At 46.4% G+C, this 15,855-nt stretch carries 14 protein-coding genes and 1 tRNA gene; 7 read left to right on the top strand and 8 right to left on the bottom strand.

All coding sequences use genetic code 11. From position 1 onward, the window contains the following. Positions 1-56: 56 nt before the first annotated feature. Complete coding sequence (locus K8U60_RS14375) at positions 57-1,601, bottom strand: carbon-nitrogen hydrolase family protein (RefSeq protein WP_223641542.1); 1,545 nt, start codon at positions 1,599-1,601, stop codon at positions 57-59. A 132-nt stretch (positions 1,602-1,733) separates the two neighbouring features. Between K8U60_RS14375 and K8U60_RS14370 the strand changes: the two genes are divergently transcribed. The 3 genes from K8U60_RS14370 to K8U60_RS14360 are packed head-to-tail and all read left to right on the top strand — an operon-like array spanning position 1,734 to position 3,532. Continuing rightward, on the top strand, positions 1,734-2,165 hold the full coding sequence (locus K8U60_RS14370; RefSeq protein WP_223641539.1) for a disulfide oxidoreductase: 432 nt from the start codon (positions 1,734-1,736) through the stop codon (positions 2,163-2,165). Then, positions 2,162-2,632, top strand: coding sequence for a thioredoxin family protein (locus K8U60_RS14365; protein ID WP_223641509.1), 471 nt, complete (start codon positions 2,162-2,164; stop codon positions 2,630-2,632). Before K8U60_RS14370 ends, K8U60_RS14365 begins: the two co-directional genes overlap by 4 nt. Positions 2,633-2,686: 54 nt before the next feature. After that, on the top strand, positions 2,687-3,532 hold the full coding sequence (locus tag K8U60_RS14360) for an RluA family pseudouridine synthase (protein ID WP_223641506.1): 846 nt from the start codon (positions 2,687-2,689) through the stop codon (positions 3,530-3,532). A 36-nt stretch (positions 3,533-3,568) separates the two neighbouring features. On the opposite strand, the gene K8U60_RS14355 is transcribed toward K8U60_RS14360, so the two are convergent. Next, positions 3,569-4,399 carry an aldo/keto reductase gene (locus K8U60_RS14355; RefSeq protein ID WP_223641503.1) on the bottom strand — a complete coding sequence of 277 codons (831 nt, stop codon included), beginning with the start codon at positions 4,397-4,399 and terminating at the stop codon, positions 3,569-3,571. A 151-nt stretch (positions 4,400-4,550) separates the two neighbouring features. Between K8U60_RS14355 and K8U60_RS14350 the strand changes: the two genes are divergently transcribed. Then, positions 4,551-5,852 carry an NCS2 family permease gene (locus K8U60_RS14350; protein WP_223641500.1) on the top strand — a complete coding sequence of 434 codons (1,302 nt, stop codon included), beginning with the start codon at positions 4,551-4,553 and terminating at the stop codon, positions 5,850-5,852. Between the two features lie 35 nt (positions 5,853-5,887). On the opposite strand, the gene K8U60_RS14345 is transcribed toward K8U60_RS14350, so the two are convergent. The 3 genes from K8U60_RS14345 to queG all read right to left on the bottom strand — a co-directional run bounded on the left by K8U60_RS14345 (position 5,888) and on the right by queG (position 8,151). Then, a complete protein-coding gene (locus K8U60_RS14345) occupies positions 5,888-6,196 on the bottom strand; it encodes a hypothetical protein (RefSeq protein ID WP_223641498.1) in 309 nt (102 codons plus the stop codon). A 326-nt stretch (positions 6,197-6,522) separates the two neighbouring features. After that, positions 6,523-6,996, bottom strand: a complete 474-nt coding sequence (gene trmL, locus K8U60_RS14340) for a tRNA (uridine(34)/cytosine(34)/5-carboxymethylaminomethyluridine(34)-2'-O)-methyltransferase TrmL (protein ID WP_223642003.1) — start codon at positions 6,994-6,996, stop codon at positions 6,523-6,525. 9 nt (positions 6,997-7,005) lie between these two features. Continuing rightward, entirely contained in the window at positions 7,006-8,151 is a 1,146-nt protein-coding gene (gene queG / locus K8U60_RS14335; RefSeq protein ID WP_223641495.1) for a tRNA epoxyqueuosine(34) reductase QueG, read from the bottom strand. A gap of 65 nt (positions 8,152-8,216) precedes the next feature. On the opposite strand from queG, the gene K8U60_RS14330 reads away from it, so the two are divergent. Then, positions 8,217-8,879, top strand: coding sequence for a B3/B4 domain-containing protein (locus K8U60_RS14330; RefSeq protein ID WP_223641492.1), 663 nt, complete (start codon positions 8,217-8,219; stop codon positions 8,877-8,879). Positions 8,880-9,182: 303 nt separating this feature from the next. Then, entirely contained in the window at positions 9,183-10,229 is a 1,047-nt protein-coding gene (locus tag K8U60_RS14325; protein ID WP_223641475.1) for a C45 family autoproteolytic acyltransferase/hydolase, read from the top strand. A 20-nt stretch (positions 10,230-10,249) separates the two neighbouring features. On the opposite strand, the gene K8U60_RS14320 is transcribed toward K8U60_RS14325, so the two are convergent. Together K8U60_RS14320 and K8U60_RS14315 are read right to left on the bottom strand one after the other, a co-directional pair. Next, positions 10,250-11,329: a C45 family autoproteolytic acyltransferase/hydolase gene (locus K8U60_RS14320; protein WP_223641455.1), complete on the bottom strand. Its 1,080-nt coding sequence runs from the start codon at positions 11,327-11,329 to the stop codon at positions 10,250-10,252. A 207-nt stretch (positions 11,330-11,536) separates the two neighbouring features. After that, positions 11,537-14,218 carry a cation-transporting P-type ATPase gene (locus K8U60_RS14315; protein WP_223641434.1) on the bottom strand — a complete coding sequence of 894 codons (2,682 nt, stop codon included), beginning with the start codon at positions 14,216-14,218 and terminating at the stop codon, positions 11,537-11,539. A 283-nt stretch (positions 14,219-14,501) separates the two neighbouring features. On the opposite strand from K8U60_RS14315, the gene K8U60_RS14310 reads away from it, so the two are divergent. Then, complete coding sequence (locus K8U60_RS14310; protein ID WP_223641417.1) at positions 14,502-15,020, top strand: hypothetical protein; 519 nt, start codon at positions 14,502-14,504, stop codon at positions 15,018-15,020. 156 nt (positions 15,021-15,176) lie between these two features. On the opposite strand, the gene K8U60_RS14305 is transcribed toward K8U60_RS14310, so the two are convergent. Beyond that, positions 15,177-15,260 (bottom strand) — tRNA-Leu (locus K8U60_RS14305). Between the last annotated feature and the right edge of the window lie 595 nt (positions 15,261-15,855).

Genomic DNA, 15,855 nt, shown 5'->3' with positions numbered 1-15,855 from the left:
TTAGTTTAGCAAATAGTCAGAAGAAAAGCCGCTCCCATTTCGGGAAGCGGCTGTGTTTAGTCTTTTTTATATTCTACACGGTACACATCGTGGCGACGGTCCTTTAATTGCTTGACTGTGCCGTTTTGGCGCTGGCGACGCAGAATTTCCAAATCGACATCTCCAATCAAGACCATTTCAAGATTTGGATTGGTTTCTCCGACAATTCCATCACGTGCAAACTCAAAATCGGATGGAGCAAAAATACCCGATTGAGCGTATTGGATATCCATATTTTCAGTTTGCGGCAAGTTGCCGACAGTCCCGGAAATAACGGTGTAGATTTGATTTTCCACTGCGCGGGCTTGTGCACAATAACGGACACGCAAGTAGCCTTGGCGATCTTCTGTACAGAATGGAGTGAATATGATGTTCGCTCCCATATCTGTTGCGATGCGTGCAAGTTCAGGGAACTCGATATCGTAGCAGATCTGGATGGCGATTTTACCGCAGTCTGTATCAAAGACTCGAACAGAATCACCCGCAGAAATTCCCCACCATTTACGTTCGTTTGGTGTGATGTGGATTTTATACTGCTTGTCGATGGACCCGTCCCGGCGGAACAAGTAGGCAATGTTGTAGATCTCATCGTCTTCTTCTTTGACGAAATGTGAACCTCCGATGATATTGATGTTGTAGCGCACAGCAAGATCTGTAAACAGCTCAATATATTGAGGCGTGTATTCAGTCAATTTGCGCACTGCCTGGCTCGGCGATGGCTCGTTTAGGAATGACATCAGCTGCGTTGTAAAGATTTCAGGGAATACCACGAAATCCGAATGTGCATCTGAAGCTACGTCCACAAAATATTCAACTTGATTGGCCAAGTCATCGAAAGATGTGATGGCGCGCATCAAGTACTGCACGACGCAAATCCGAACCGGCAAACTGGTTTTGAAATGGCGTTTGGATATCGGTTTGTAATCGACATTATTCCATTCCATCAACGTGGCATATTTGCCGGATGCCAAATCATCCTGCAGGTAATTCGGGTTGATGCGCATCAACTGGAAACCGTTCATCAACTGGAACGTTAAAACCGGATCATATATTTTATGGCGTGAGACAGAATCGACGTACTCACGCGGTGACATTTCATCCGCATGTTTATGGTAATTTGGAATGCGCCCGCCGATGATGATCGACTTCAGGTTCAATTCGCGCGCCAGTTCCTTGCGGGCTTCGTAAAGACGCTGCCCGACTTTCATCCGGCGGTATTCCGGGTGTACCATGACTTCAATGCCGTACATATTATAGCCATCGGGATTGTGGTTAGTGATGTAGCCAGCGTCTGTCACATCGTCCCACGTATGGCGGTCATCGTATTCATCAAAGTTAATCAGCAAACTTGAACACGAGCCAATCACTGTGCCGTCCAATTCAGCAACCATCTGGCCTTGAGGAAAGACACCCAAATGGCTTCTTAATTGTTCTTCTTTCCAAGGATCCATTCCAGGAAAGCATAAACGCTGCATTTCAAGGATCGCATCTATATCTGCATAATTCATTTCACGAATGATCATGCTTTTTTCGAAATGGGATAAATCGAATTGTTCTGCCACAGTACAGCTCTCCTTCACAAAAGTTTCAAACTTTATTATATAGCAATGTCACTCAGGTTGATATTATTTTACTTGTATCACCATAACAATTATAATTCTATGGAAGTAATTTTTGAAAAGAGGGAACACCAGATGACGAAACGCCAGGAAAATGTATTGCTTTCCATGTGGGTTGTGGCGCTCATCGCCACGTCAGGTTCGCTTTATTTTTCTGAAATCCGCGGCTATGCTCCGTGCGAACTGTGCTGGATTCAACGCATTTTCATGTATCCGCTGGTTATCGTCCTCGGAGTGGCCTATGTCCAGAAAAATGTTCGAATCGCAGCTACCACGCTGATTTTCTCTATCATCGGCGGAGGGATTTCCCTTTACCATTACGGTCTGCAGAAGCTCGATTTTCTGGCAGATTCCGCGCCGTCCTGCGGTCAGGTTCCGTGTACCGGGGAGTATATCAACGTGCTCGGATTCATCACTATTCCGTTTTTGGCGTTGACCGCGTTCATTCTGATCGCTGGAATGAGCATTTATTTACTGAAGTCCCTTAAGGAGGAAAAATCACAATGAAGAAGTTATTGATCATCGCGGGAATTGTCGTTGTCGTTTTTGCCGGCATTATCTTTTTGACCAATCAGGCAAACAATGAAAAGTTGGCGAACAACCCGTACGATACAGAAGACTTGGAACAAGCAACGATTGATCAATTGGACGATGAAAACTACCAGAACATTGTCGTACCGGCTGAATTGGAAGAACAGATTGCCAGTGGCGATCCGACTACGGTTTATTTCTTCAGCCCGACTTGCCAGTACTGCCAGCAGACCACACCTGTTTTGATGCCGGTTGCTGAAGAGATGGATATAGACGTTTTGCAGTATAATCTGTTAGAGTATGAACAAGGCTGGCAGCAATACTTGATCGAAGCAACACCGACACTGATCCATTACGAAAATGGCGAAGAAGTTTCACGTTGGGTCGGCGCACAGCCGAAAGAGAATATCGAACAATTTTTCAACGATGTAGTTAAAAAATAACTGACAAAGGGATCATGTGCCTTGCGCATGATCCTTTTTTATGGAGGAAACCGAATGACGTGGAGTTATGAAATCAAAGACGACGGCATGACCGTCGAAGAATTACTGAGAACCGAATGGGGCCTTGGCAAGAAAGTGGTCCATCAAATGCGTATGGCCAAGAGCGTCAAAAACGAAAAGTTCCAGGAAGTGATCTGGAAAGAGCCATTGCCGGCTGGAACTGTCCTGCAGTTCGACTTGCCGCCTGCCGACTCGCCTTATGAGCCAAAACACGATGTGGAGCTTCCAGTCCTCTTCGAAGATGACCACTTTATCGTGGCCCGCAAACCAAAAGGCATGGCTACGCATCCCAATGAAATCGGGCAAACTGATACGTTCATCAACGCCATCCTAGGCCATATCATCCGCAACGGCGGATCGTACGGCGAGCACGTCCATCGCCTGGATCAGGGAACTTCCGGCCTGTTGATGGTCGCGAAGCACCCTGTCGCAAAAAATGTACTGGACCGCATGTTGGAACAAAAGCAACTGGTCCGTGATTATGAAGCTGTCGTCAAAGGCAAAGTCCACAACAAATCCGGTACCATCGATTTCCCGATCGGCCGTGACCGCCACCACCCGACACGCCGTATGGTTTCACAAACCGGCCAAAGCGCTGTGACGCATTACCGCGTCCTCAAGTTGATGGAAGGCAAATCTTTGCTTCACCTGACGCTTGAAACAGGACGCACGCACCAAATCCGTACCCATCTTGCTCATATCGGCCATCCGATTGTCGGAGATACCCTATACGACGGACCACCGACACAAGACGGCGCCTATCATCTGCATGCGTTCCGCATGTCGTTTATCCACCCGTTCACAAATGAAAAAGTCGTTGTTGAAGATTCGGCAAGATAAAAAAAGCAAGTTCCTTTTCGGGGAACTTGCTTTTTCTTATGCTTTAATTTCGTCTGGATGGGTTCCGGAGCGCCAATCCTGGTTCAACCCATCAATCATTGTCATCTCTTCTTCAGACAATGAAAAATCGAAAACTTGCGCGTTCTCTTTGATGCGCGAAGGCGTCACTGATTTCGGGATGACAATCAGATCGCTCTGCAGATGCCAGCGGATGATGACTTGTGCAATCGACTTGCCATGCGTTTTGGCGATTTCCGATAGTACCGGATCTTCCAACAGACGCCCGCGTGCCAGTGGAGACCATGACGTGATCGCGATGCCGTGACCAGCACAATAGCTCCGCAGCGGTTCCTGTGTCAACTGGGGATGCAATTCAATTTGATTGACCATCGGTTGGGTGTTCGCGGTTGCCAAAATCTTTTCCAAGTGGTGCTGCTGGTGATTGGAAACGCCGATCGAACGGACCAGCTTTTCATCATAGAGGCGCTGGATCGCGCGGTATGTATCCACGTACTTCCCTTCGATCGCCCAATGCGTCAAATAGAGGTCCAAATAATCAAAGCCAAGCCGTTTTAAAGAAGCTTCAAATGCGCGCAGCGTTTCATCATAGCCCTGGTCGGTGTTCCACACCTTCGAGGTGATGAACAACTCTTCCCGCTTGACACCGGAATTCCGCACCGCCTCGCCCACTTCTGCTTCATTGTCATAAATCGTGGCTGTGTCGATCGCTTTATAGCCCTCGCCAATTGCCGTGATCATGGCTTCCACGGCCGCTTCTTTATCGGTCATTTTGTATACGCCTAAACCGAAGCGCGGCATTTCCACTCCATTATGTAAGGTTTTTGTCGAGCCGATCGCTAATTTCATATTCATCATCCTTTCTTTTTCCATTGTACAAATAATAATTTACAAATTCGACTTTAAAGATTCCCCCAAAACCTCTTGCGCTTAAGCAGTAAAACGAATAATATATATCTTGTCGTTTAAAATTGTTCGTGTTTTAGGAGGAGCTTTTTTTATGTTTCATTTAAAAGAAAATAATACTACTATAAAGACTGAAATCACAGCTGGAATGACGACGTTCCTGACAATGGCCTACATCGTCATCGTCAACCCCGTCATCCTCGGCGCTGCCGGCGTGCCATTCGATCAGGTATTTTTGGCAACCATCATCGCGGCTGCCATCGGTACACTTTGGATGGCGTTAGCAGCCAATTACCCGATCGCTATTGCTCCGGGCATGGGATTAAATGCTTACTTCACTTCAATGGTACTGGGTTCGGACGGCGCCATCGATTACGTAACCGCATTTGCGGCCGTATTTGTCGCCGGCCTCATTTTTGTGTTGCTGTCATTGACCTCTATGCGAAAAGTGCTGATCCAGGCCATTCCTGAAAATTTGAAACATGCCATCACTGCAGGCATCGGCCTTTTTATCGCTTTTATCGGCATGAGGCTGAGCGGTTTAATTGTCGCTAATGAAGCCAACCTGGTCGGCTTGGGTGATTTGACTTCTCCAGCTGTGGCATTGACTTTACTTGGGCTGCTGGTGACGGTCATCTTCATGTCGCTGAACATTCATGGCGGCATTTTCTACGGAATGATCGTGACTGGAGTCGTCGCCTTTTTTACTGGCCAATTAAAGTTTGAAGGCGGCTTGATGCAGCTGCCCTCATTGCCTGAAGGCATCCTTATCTGGAATCCGGTTGAAGCTCTTCAATTGGTGATTGAATTCGGCCTGTACGGCGTCGTCTTTTCGTTCCTGTTGGTGACGTTGTTCGATACGACCGGCACCATGATCGGCGTGGCCAAGCAGGCAGGCTTGATGAAAGGCAATAAAATGCCGAGAATGCGTCAAGCCTTATTGGCTGACTCTGTCGCGGCCACAGCAGGTGCGATGGTCGGAACCAGCCCAACTTCCGCTTACGTTGAATCTTCAGCAGGCGTTGCAGCTGGTGGACGGACCGGCTTGACCAGTTTGACCGTCGCCATCCTATTCATCATCGCTGCATTTTTCGGACCTTTAGTCGGTGCCTTATCGAATGTGGCGGCGATTACGGCTCCTGCATTGATCATCGTCGGAAGCTTGATGATCGGTGCGGTCAAACACATTGAATGGGAAGAATTCGACGAAGCGTTCCCGGCGTTCCTGATTGTTCTGGCAATGCCGCTGACTTCCAGCATCGCAACCGGCATCGCTTTCGGATTCATCTCGTATCCTTTGATGAAAATCTTTAAAGGCAAAGGCAGATCGGTCCATCCAATTCTTTACGTATTCGCTGTCTTGTTTGTGATTCAATTGCTGATTGCGCCTCATTAATAACATAAAAAAACCGCCCATTGGCGGTTTTTTGTTTAGATTCGTGCTCTAGCACCTGACATTGCTGCTGTAATCAGCAAGACGGCTGCTGTAATCAAATGGAACACCCAGCCGATTCCTGGGATCCAGGCAATCGCACTTGTGATGATTCCAAGAATCGATCCCGATTTCGGTGAATATTCACGGAAACAGAAGAACAAGGTAATCGCATGGAGTACGAACATGACGCCTAAAACGGAATAACCCGTGCTGATGACAAAGCCGCCACCGATCAACGGAATTGCCAGAAAGGCTTCAGCTAAACCCGTAATCCAAAGCAAAGCGACAGAAATTTTCATTTTCATTCGTTATCATCCCTTCTTTAACTAGCTTATCTATACTATACGGATGAACACGGCAAAGGTTTCGTTTTTCTTAAGGTCCACATCCTTTTCAGACCGTCAGAAATTATCCATATTTCAATTGATGTGTATATTTCATTTTTCCCGATTGTAAGCTATACTAAACAAAGATGTACATTTCAAGGAGGTCATTATTTATGAACTTAATCCTTATTTTGGGTATTTGTGTTTCGTTTCTAGTAGCTATTTTCACTGCTGGATACGATGACAAGCCTGGAACAAACGAAAGAGAATAGTACAAAAGGACAGCGAATTTCGCTGTCCTTTTTCTATTCCAGGCCTGGATAATCCTGCTGGCGCAAAGCTTCATACATTAATATGGCCGCTGTGTTTGATAAATTGAGTGAACGGATATTGTCATTCATCGGAATGCGCAGACAATGATCGGGATTCTGCTCGATCAATTCCTTCGGCAAGCCTTTTGTTTCCTGGCCGAACACGAAGAAATGGTCTTTGCCTCTGTCTGAGAAGTCGAATGAGGTATGAGGCTGTGCACCAAACTTCGTAATATAGTAAAACTCTCCATCGGGATAACTGTCAAACAGCTCCTGCAGACTATCGTAATAATGGATATCGACATGCTCCCAATAATCCAGTCCGGCGCGTTTCAGCATCTTATCGTCCGTCGAGAACCCGAGTGGGCGGATCAGATGCAGCTTTACTCCCGTCCCTGCGCATGAACGCGCGATATTTCCTGTATTCGCTGGAATCAGCGGTTGGTACAACACAATGTGAATAGCCAAATCTGTCACTTATCCTTTCAATCCTTCAGCAAAAAATGCCAATCCTTTTTGAATTTCCTCTTGAACTTCCAAATCCTTTTCTTTCTGCTCTGCCTGTTTTAATGCTTCCAGGCCCTCATCAGTACCTATTTTTCCGATTGCCCATGCAGCAGTACCCCGGATCACCGGCCGCTCATCACTCTTTAGTAAATTGATCAACGCTGGCACGGCGGATGTTTCTTTGAAATGAGCCAATGCCAGGATCGCGTTTCGTTGAATCGGTTTTTTGCCCCGCCATGAACCGGACACATATCCAAACTTCTCCTTGAATTCCCGGTTGGAGATGGTCAGCAATGGCTCGAGCAATGGCTTGGCGATTTCCGGGTCTGGTTCGAATTCCGCATGAATTTGATTGGCTTTGCGTTTGTTCTTCGGACAAACGGTCTGGCAAGTGTCGCAGCCATATAACCGGTTTCCGATCTTGCTTCGGAATTCATCCGGCAGAAACCCTTTGGTCTGCGTCAAAAATGAAATGCAGCGCTGGGCGTTCAACTGCCCGCCTTCGACTATAGCTCCTGTCGGACAGGTATCGATGCACAAACGGCAATCGCCGCATTGATCTTCCATCGCTTCATCGAAACGGAATGGAATATTGGTGATCATCTCGCCAAGATAGACATAGGAACCGAATTCCGGCGTGATGATATTGGTATTCTTGGCACTCCACCCGATGCCGGCACGTTCCGCCACTGCCCGGTCTGAAAGCTCGCCTGTATCGACCATCGACCGCATCCGTGCGTCCGGGTAATGCGCAGCGATGAACGCTTCCAGCAGCGTGAGCCTCTCCCTAAGCGCTGCATGGTAATCCTTGCCCCATGACGAACGGGAGAATATACCACGCCTCGCGCCTTTGACTCCCTGCGGAGCAGCTTCCATCCGCGACGGGTAGGCGATTGCGATGGCAATGATGCTGACGGCTTCATTCAGCAAAAGCTCCGGCCGCGTGCGTTTTTCCAAATCCGCTTCTTCAAAACCGGACTGGTAGTTCAGCTGCTGCTGGCGAATCAATTGATGCTTTAAGCTATAAAAAGGTTCTGCAGAAGCAAAGCCGATTTTATCAATCCCGATCTCCGAGGCATACGCAACAAGCTCTTTTTGGAACTGGTCAAGATTCATGTTGTAACCCCTCACTCATTTCTATGATACGATAATAAAAACCCCTAGGCGAAAGGAAGATTGCAATGAAACTGACAATCGATCCTCAAATAAACGAAATTCTAAGCGATTTTAAAATCGGCGTCATTCATTATAACAATATCACCGTTTCCGATTCACCTCAAATGTTAAAAGGCCGTCTCCAGCTTTTTCAGGAACAGTTGTACTTCGATTTGGAAGATAAGGATCTAACCGAATTTCCCGGCCTTCTCGAATGGCAATTAATCTGGAAAGCCCTGGGAGCTGATCCCAGCCGTTACCGCCCATCAGCGGAAGCGCTGTACCGGCGCGTCAAAAAACAGAATTACTTATCCACAGTGGATTCAGCCGTCGACATGAACAGCTTTCTGTCGCTGCAATACGAAATTCCACTTGGCCTCTATGATGCTGATAAAATTAAAGGTGATATCAACATCGCCGTCGGCACCAGCTCAGACCGCTATGAAGGCTTGAATAACCGCGTCAATACATTGGCTGGCATTCTGGTATCCAAAGATGCTGAAGGCGCATTCGGCAGCCCCTACGTCGATTCTAAGCGGACTGCTGTAACTGAACAGACAACAAATGCTGTCCATATCTTTTACCTGCGGCCATCCATGGACCGCGATACTGCTCTACAGCTTCTGACTGCTGCTTCCAATATGTTTACCGGCATCAACGGTGGAGATGCCGAATTTTATGTCGTTTGACTTCATGAACCCAAAGACCGGCATCTCGACTTAGAGAAGCCCGGTCTTTTTGCTGTTCTATTGATTTATTGATACATGCTTTTATTTTCACGGAATAATTTTTTCCACTTGACCTGCTCCCCCTTCCCCCTAACTTATTCCACCGGTACCGTCTAGCTTCAAAAAGCTTTCGATGCGACGCATACTTGCATGTCTTTTCTCCCCAAAACTTCTACAAACTTCAGCTATAGGCATATTCTTTTTCATTCGCAAACAGATGCAGTAAACTCTTCTTACATTGATGAGTAAAAGAGGGATCAACACGTGAAACGAGTGCATAGCGACATTGTCCAGTTTCGGGGAAGCCATTATGATTTTGGCCGGATGCAGGGAGAACTGCTGAAGGAATCTTTGATTCTTCCCAATCGCCAAAAGCAACGAAAAGCTTCCAGCCGCCATTTGATCATAGACGAACAACGTGCCAGAAATATTTTATTGACATTAGCCCCAAGAGTATGGGAAGAAATCAACGGCTTGGCCGATGCGCTGGAATGGCCCATGGATGAGGCTATCCGGGAGTTTGGCGGCTATTACTTGGAATATACGCGGAGCGGCTGCTCTATCTACACGGAATCTGATTTTATGGTCCGCAATTACGATAGTTCGCCTGAGGGCTATGAAGGGCGATTTGCCTTGTATCAGCCGACAGACGGCGGATTTGCCACCATCGGACCGACCATGCAGATTACCGGACGGACCGATGGAATGAATGAGAAAGGCCTTGTGATGGGCTACAATTTCATCAATCGCCGAAATTCGGAAGACGGTTTTATCTGCAATATGATCGGCCGCCTGATTTTGGAAAACTGTGCGACCATCGAAGACGCAATTGCATTGCTGGAAGAACTTCCACATCGCCGCTCTTTCAGCTATGTACTGCTGGATCGCACCGGAAAATCCGTAGTCGTTGAAGCTTCACCTCGTTCTGTAGTGGTTCGTGAATCGGCGGTTTCCACCAATCATTTTGAATTGCTGGTGGAGGAAAACCGCTACCAAACAGACGATTCCCGCAGAAGAGAACAAACGATGCTTGCGCAGCAGCAAAACCAGATCGACGCCTACAGTGCTTTTCGGCTCTTGAACGACTCGGATAAAGGCGTCTTCTCGAAAAAATACAGCACGGCTTCCGGTACCTTGCACACCGCTTCTTATTTCCAGCATAGCCTAGAAGTCGGATTCGCGATCGGCCCGGACCGCCTGCCGCTCATGCTTGATTTTGAGAAATGGCTGCAGGGTGAAAGGCTATACGCCAAACGCATCAACGGAAAAATCGATACGCATCTGCCATTTGCCCATATGGTCGAGCTCTAATGACAAAAGGCGCCAGCAACTTAAATGCTGGCGCCTTTTTCTTGTTTAGGTAAAAACTGCTTATCCATATGGGCAAAACCGATTTCTGTATCGATCGCTCCATGTACTTTCTGAATATCTAAATCTTTTCCCTTCAGCCAGCTGTCAAAATCAAAAACTGTCGGTTGTTGATTGCCGCCAAGCGCAAACCAGACACTCTTTTCCTTTGGCAAATAAAGAGATGTGTGAATGGTCCCTGCCCAACTTTTATACAGTTCTGAAAAAACTCCTTTGTCCGTATCGTTGAACAGGCGGAACGCCTGCAGCGCATCCTCTGTCTGGCTTTTCTGGGTGTGGATGGCTTCCAGCCGGTCAAACGAGTCCTTCAGGTAGTTGCGATTTTCGTGCTGCTGGATTTCAAAATGATTGGTGCAGACATTGCTGACCCGGACATCGACCGCCCGCGGACTCGCTTCGATAATCCGCGTTTCACCGCTTGGGTCAGTCACGATATAGCTGAACGACCCCCGGTGTGGGATTTCCTTCAGCAGCGACACCGCTTCTTCGATCGTCGCGCAAGTTTCCAGAATGATGCGGCCAATCAGGTAACAGACGAACCCATCGCCGGGCTTTTTCCGGTGCGTGAAGTTATAGCCCATCGCCAACCCTTTTTCATTCATGCCGTCCATTCGTCCCGTAATTCGTGAAGTCGGCCCGATGATGGCATAACCCTGGTTATCTGGCTGAAACAGGCTGAAGCGCCCTTCGTAGGTCTGTGGATGAAAGTCGTAGTTCCGGACCATAAAATCCTGGCCGGTTACAATCGAGCAGCCCGATGGCATCGCGTCGATCCGGTAGCCTCCAAAATCACGCAATACATCTTCCATCGGTAATTTGAGGCTTTCCTGCAGACCGATCAGCTCTTCCCAGATTCCAGGGGCAAATTTACGGTAAGCCTGTTCCGTGTCTTCTAAGTCGATTTCAAACCTCGGCCTCTTCGCCTTCCATTGCTTTGTCCGATTGTCCAGGGTGATGCTGTCCTTTAAAAGTTCGCCTTGTCTGAAACCGAAATCGTAATGGCTTCCTCTAAATTCCAAAATATTACTATGTATGTGTCTCATCGAATTCTCCTTTGCACTGCAGAATCATCAATTATGTTTTAGCATACACATTTCCTGTACGAAACTCAAAAACTCCGTTCTGCAATTAATCCCACTACAAAATCCTGTCCTATAAACAAATAGGACAGGACCAGCCACTGCATTCACTTTTCACCCTTCGTATGCGCGCCGCAATTCAATGGGATTCAATTTCTAAAAGTGCAGTGGCTATGTAACAGTTTTAAGGAATTTTCCAGATTTCCTGTACTGGCGGACGATCCATTTCTCCAGTTCCACGATGATAAACACTGAAATACCGATTATAATCGGCCAGATCCAAAACCGCGCCTCCAACGGAACTGTTCCAAGCAGGATATTCATAAATGGCACGTAGGTAACCGATAGCTGCACAGCAATCAGAATTCCCGATACCAAAAACGCAATTTTATTCGAGAAAAAATCACGGTTTAACGCAAATTCTGTTTCACTTCGGCAATTGAATAAATACATCAATTGCGACATCACCAATGCCTGCAGCGTCATCGTATTGATGATCGCCGGATCCACCTGCTGATTGTCCAAAAGCCTATTCATCAATAGAATCCCACCACAGATGACAAATGAAACAAAAGCGACCCGGAAAATATAATAAGGGCTCAGCAATTTGGAATTCGATTTTCTAGGAGGGCGCTCCATGGCACCGTGTTCTAATTTCTCGAAGGCAATCGCCAAAGAGATGGTGACAGCGGAAATCATATTCACCCACAAAATCTGTACCGCCGTCAAAGGTAACGTCGTACCGAACAGGATGCTGACAAAAATCAAAGCGCCTTCCGACACATTCGTCGGCAAGATAAAAAGGATCGTCTTCTTCAGGTTATCGTAGACGCGCCTGCCTTCTTTCACCGCATTGACAATCGTACTGAAATCATCATCCACCAGCACCATTCCAGCTGCTTCCTTCGACACTTCCGTCCCTTTTATCCCCATGGCCACACCAATGTCTGCGCGTTTTAAAGCCGGTGCATCATTGACGCCATCCCCGGTCATCGCACAAACATGATTTTCAGCCTGCAGTGCTTTGACCAGCTGCAGCTTATTGTTAGGGCTGGTGCGCGCGAAGACATCGTAATTCAATGCAGCATGCGTCAATTGCCGGTCGTCCATACGGTCCAACTCTATGCCTTCGAGAACGCGTTCACCGTCTCCTATGCCCATCTGAGCCCCGATTGCCACGGCTGTATCTTTGTGGTCACCCGTAATCATTTTCACGATGATTCCGGCCTTTTTGCATTGCTGTATGGCTTCAATGACTTCTTCTCGTGGCGGATCGATGATTCCAGCCATTCCGATCAAATTGAATCCGGATTCCATATCTTCCTGATCAATGGAGAGTTTGGAACTGCTGACTTTTTTGACAGCAGCTCCTATCAGCCGCTCGCCTTTATTGGCATGCTGATACATCTTGTCCTGCCAGTGTCGCTCTTCTGCAGAAGAAAATTCCAAATCGGCCATTTTCACTAAACGCTCCGGCGCCCCTTTTACATAGATCCATTTACCGTCGTCATTTTCGACTAAAGCTGCCATATATTTATAGCTGGAATCAAATGGGATTTTTGATAGAATCGGAAGCCGCTCTACAGCATCCTCCGCTTTTTCAGCAAGTGTAATAAGGCAGCCTTCCGTCGCATCTCCGCTAATCACCCAATGTCCTTGTTCATCACATCTCAAATGGGCTTCATTGACCGTTTTAACAGCTGTTAAAAATTCCTGTAAATCTGGATAATCTTCAAGATTTGCTGATTTATTATCATAAAGAATCGTCCCTTTTGGCGAATAGCCGGTTCCCGTCACTGTAAACTCTTCACCTTTCAGCATCACAGACGTGACGGTCATTTCATTTTTTGTTAACGTCCCGGTTTTATCCGAACAAATTACAGTGACGGCTCCAAGAGTCTCAACAGATGGCAAATTACGGACAATAGCGTTTTTCCTCGCCATTCGCTGTACACCAAGGGCCAGGATGATGGACAGCACAGCCGGCAACCCTTCGGGAATCGCCGCTACAGTCAGACCGATAATGGCCAGTAGCAAATCAGCTGTTCCGTAATCATGGAACACATAGCCGATGCCAAACATTAAAACAGCACTAATGACAATAATCAGCGAAATCACTTTACCAAAAGCCGCTGTCTGCTTTAATAGCGGTGTCTGCAGCTGATCTACTTCTTCTATTGAAGAGCTGATTTTTCCGAGCTCGGTAGCTGCTCCGATCGCCACAACAATTCCCGTCCCAGAACCGGAGGCAATCGTTGTCCCAGCAAATAGCATATTCAAGCGGTCACCCAATCCCGTATCATCCGGCAGCAGCGCAGGATTCTTTTCAACTGCTGTTGATTCACCTGTCAGCGAAGATTCTTCTACATTCAAATTATCTGCTTCAAGAATCCGAATATCAGCTGGAATTCTGTCGCCTGCGCTAAGCACGACAATATCTCCAGGCACCAATTCGGAAGATGCCACTTCTCTCCTAACTGAGCTCCGAAGCGCTGTTGCTTTTAATGACAACATTTTACGAATGCTGTCCAATGCCTTTTCCGCTTTGCTTTGCTGGATATAACCGATGATTGCATTGATGACAACCACCATTAAAATCACCGCAGTATCGATATAATGTCCTAAAAATAAAGTGACGACAGCTGCTGCAAGCAGCACATAAATCAGCACATCATTAAAGTTCTTGAAAAATTTAATGAGTGCAGGGTCTTTCTTAGGTTCCGGAAGTTCGTTCGCTCCAAATTCTGCTTGCCGTCTGGCTACTTCTTCCATATTCAAACCCTTGTCTGCATCTGTCCCTAAAATTTTCAGTAGTTCAACCAGATCAATTCCATACCAATTTCTCTCCTGCATGACTGTCCCTCTTTTCAATTGTTGGAATGATGCTGTTGGCTTTTTTTATTCAGAACAGTATAACATGTTATTTCACACCTAATAAAGTATACATTAGGTCTTTCACCTTCATGTTTCTTTACATTTTCACATATTTTAACAACTGGTTCCCTACGTTTATTTCTTTAAATTTAATTAGATTATACATTTTTTATGTTGCACTTTTAAAATATAGGTTTATAATTGATGGTGAAAAAACATATTATTAATACATATATCAAAAATACATCAAGGAGGGAGTAAAGTGAAAAGGTTTATTGTCGCTCTCATGGTCGCGTTTCTCAGTCTCTCCTCTCTATCCAGTGTCAGTGCCCATCCGCATCACGACGATGATGATTACAGTGTCCGGGAGGAATTAGCTATCAGTAAAAAAGCACTTAAGAAGTACCGGGATATCGATGTCGCTTTAGATGAAGGGTTTGTCGGATTAGTACCTGGAGCCTGTGTACCGAATATGGGGATTCACTTAGTCAAACCGAGTCGAGCAGATGACGCGAAACTAAACATCAAAAAACCTGAAATATTGGTTTATGAACCGAGAAAAGACGGAAGCTATAAGCTAGTCGCTGCTGAATGGTATGTACCGGCAGAAGAAACGGACAAAACCCCAAAATTATTCAACCAGAAATTCCAAGGTCCAATGGACAATCACGACGGATCTAAAGGCCAGCACTACGACTTGCACGCATGGCTCTTCAAAAAGAACCCAGATGGAATGTTCACACCGGAGAACAAGCGCGTAAGCTGTAAATACGCTGAATAACTGTACAAATTCCCTGTGTATCTGAACCGTAAAAAAGCCGATGCAAAAGAACCTTTTGCATCGGCTTTTCAATGCCCTTTTCGCTGAAAAAAATATTTTGGGAAAAGAAAAAGGCCCAGACAATTATGTCAGGGCCTTGCTTCTCAACTTGCAATATACCGGCGGTCGGGGTCGAACCGACACTCCGGTGAAGGAACGGGATTTTGAGTCCCGCGCGTCTGCCAATTCCGCCACGCCGGCAAGTAATGATTTAGCGGACAAGAATTATTATAGCACATCTTATTTCATACGCCAATACTTTATTAATATAACAGAAAAATTTTTAATTAATTCTGTTTATCACTTTACTGCAGGAAAAGCTAAGAAGAAAATAGAACTTAGCTGCCAATACTGCTGAAAACCCTATTTCGATTAGTGAAGTTAAAAGTAGGGATTAACAGTTCCCATTCCATACCTTTCATCTGGCATTTTGTCCCACTTTCCATCATAGAAGTCAAAATAATAGGCTGGGAGCAATGAGAGAATCTGACAGCATCAACAACTACTGCTGCTGTATCCTCCGCTGCTAATCCATTGGCAACTCGTCTCTCCCAGAATTGCCATATGAAAGTTCTCGAAGTCATACCCAAAGCCTACATCGACATCGCCTACAGCCAAGCAGAGATCGGGATGCTGGAAATACTGCAAACAACAAAAAAACCCCTTAACTATGATTAATCATAGTTAAGGGGTTTTTGGAAAGGGCAGGCAGGCCCTTTCATGATACCGGCGGTCGGGGTCGAACCGACACTCCCGTGAAGGAACGGGATTTTGAGTCCCGCGCGTCTGCCAATTC

This window comes from Planococcus circulans (assembly GCF_020023385.1).
Lineage (GTDB): Bacteria > Bacillota > Bacilli > Bacillales_A > Planococcaceae > Planococcus.
Note: the sequence above shows the minus strand (reverse complement) of the source record. Positions and strands in the feature narration are given on the sequence as shown.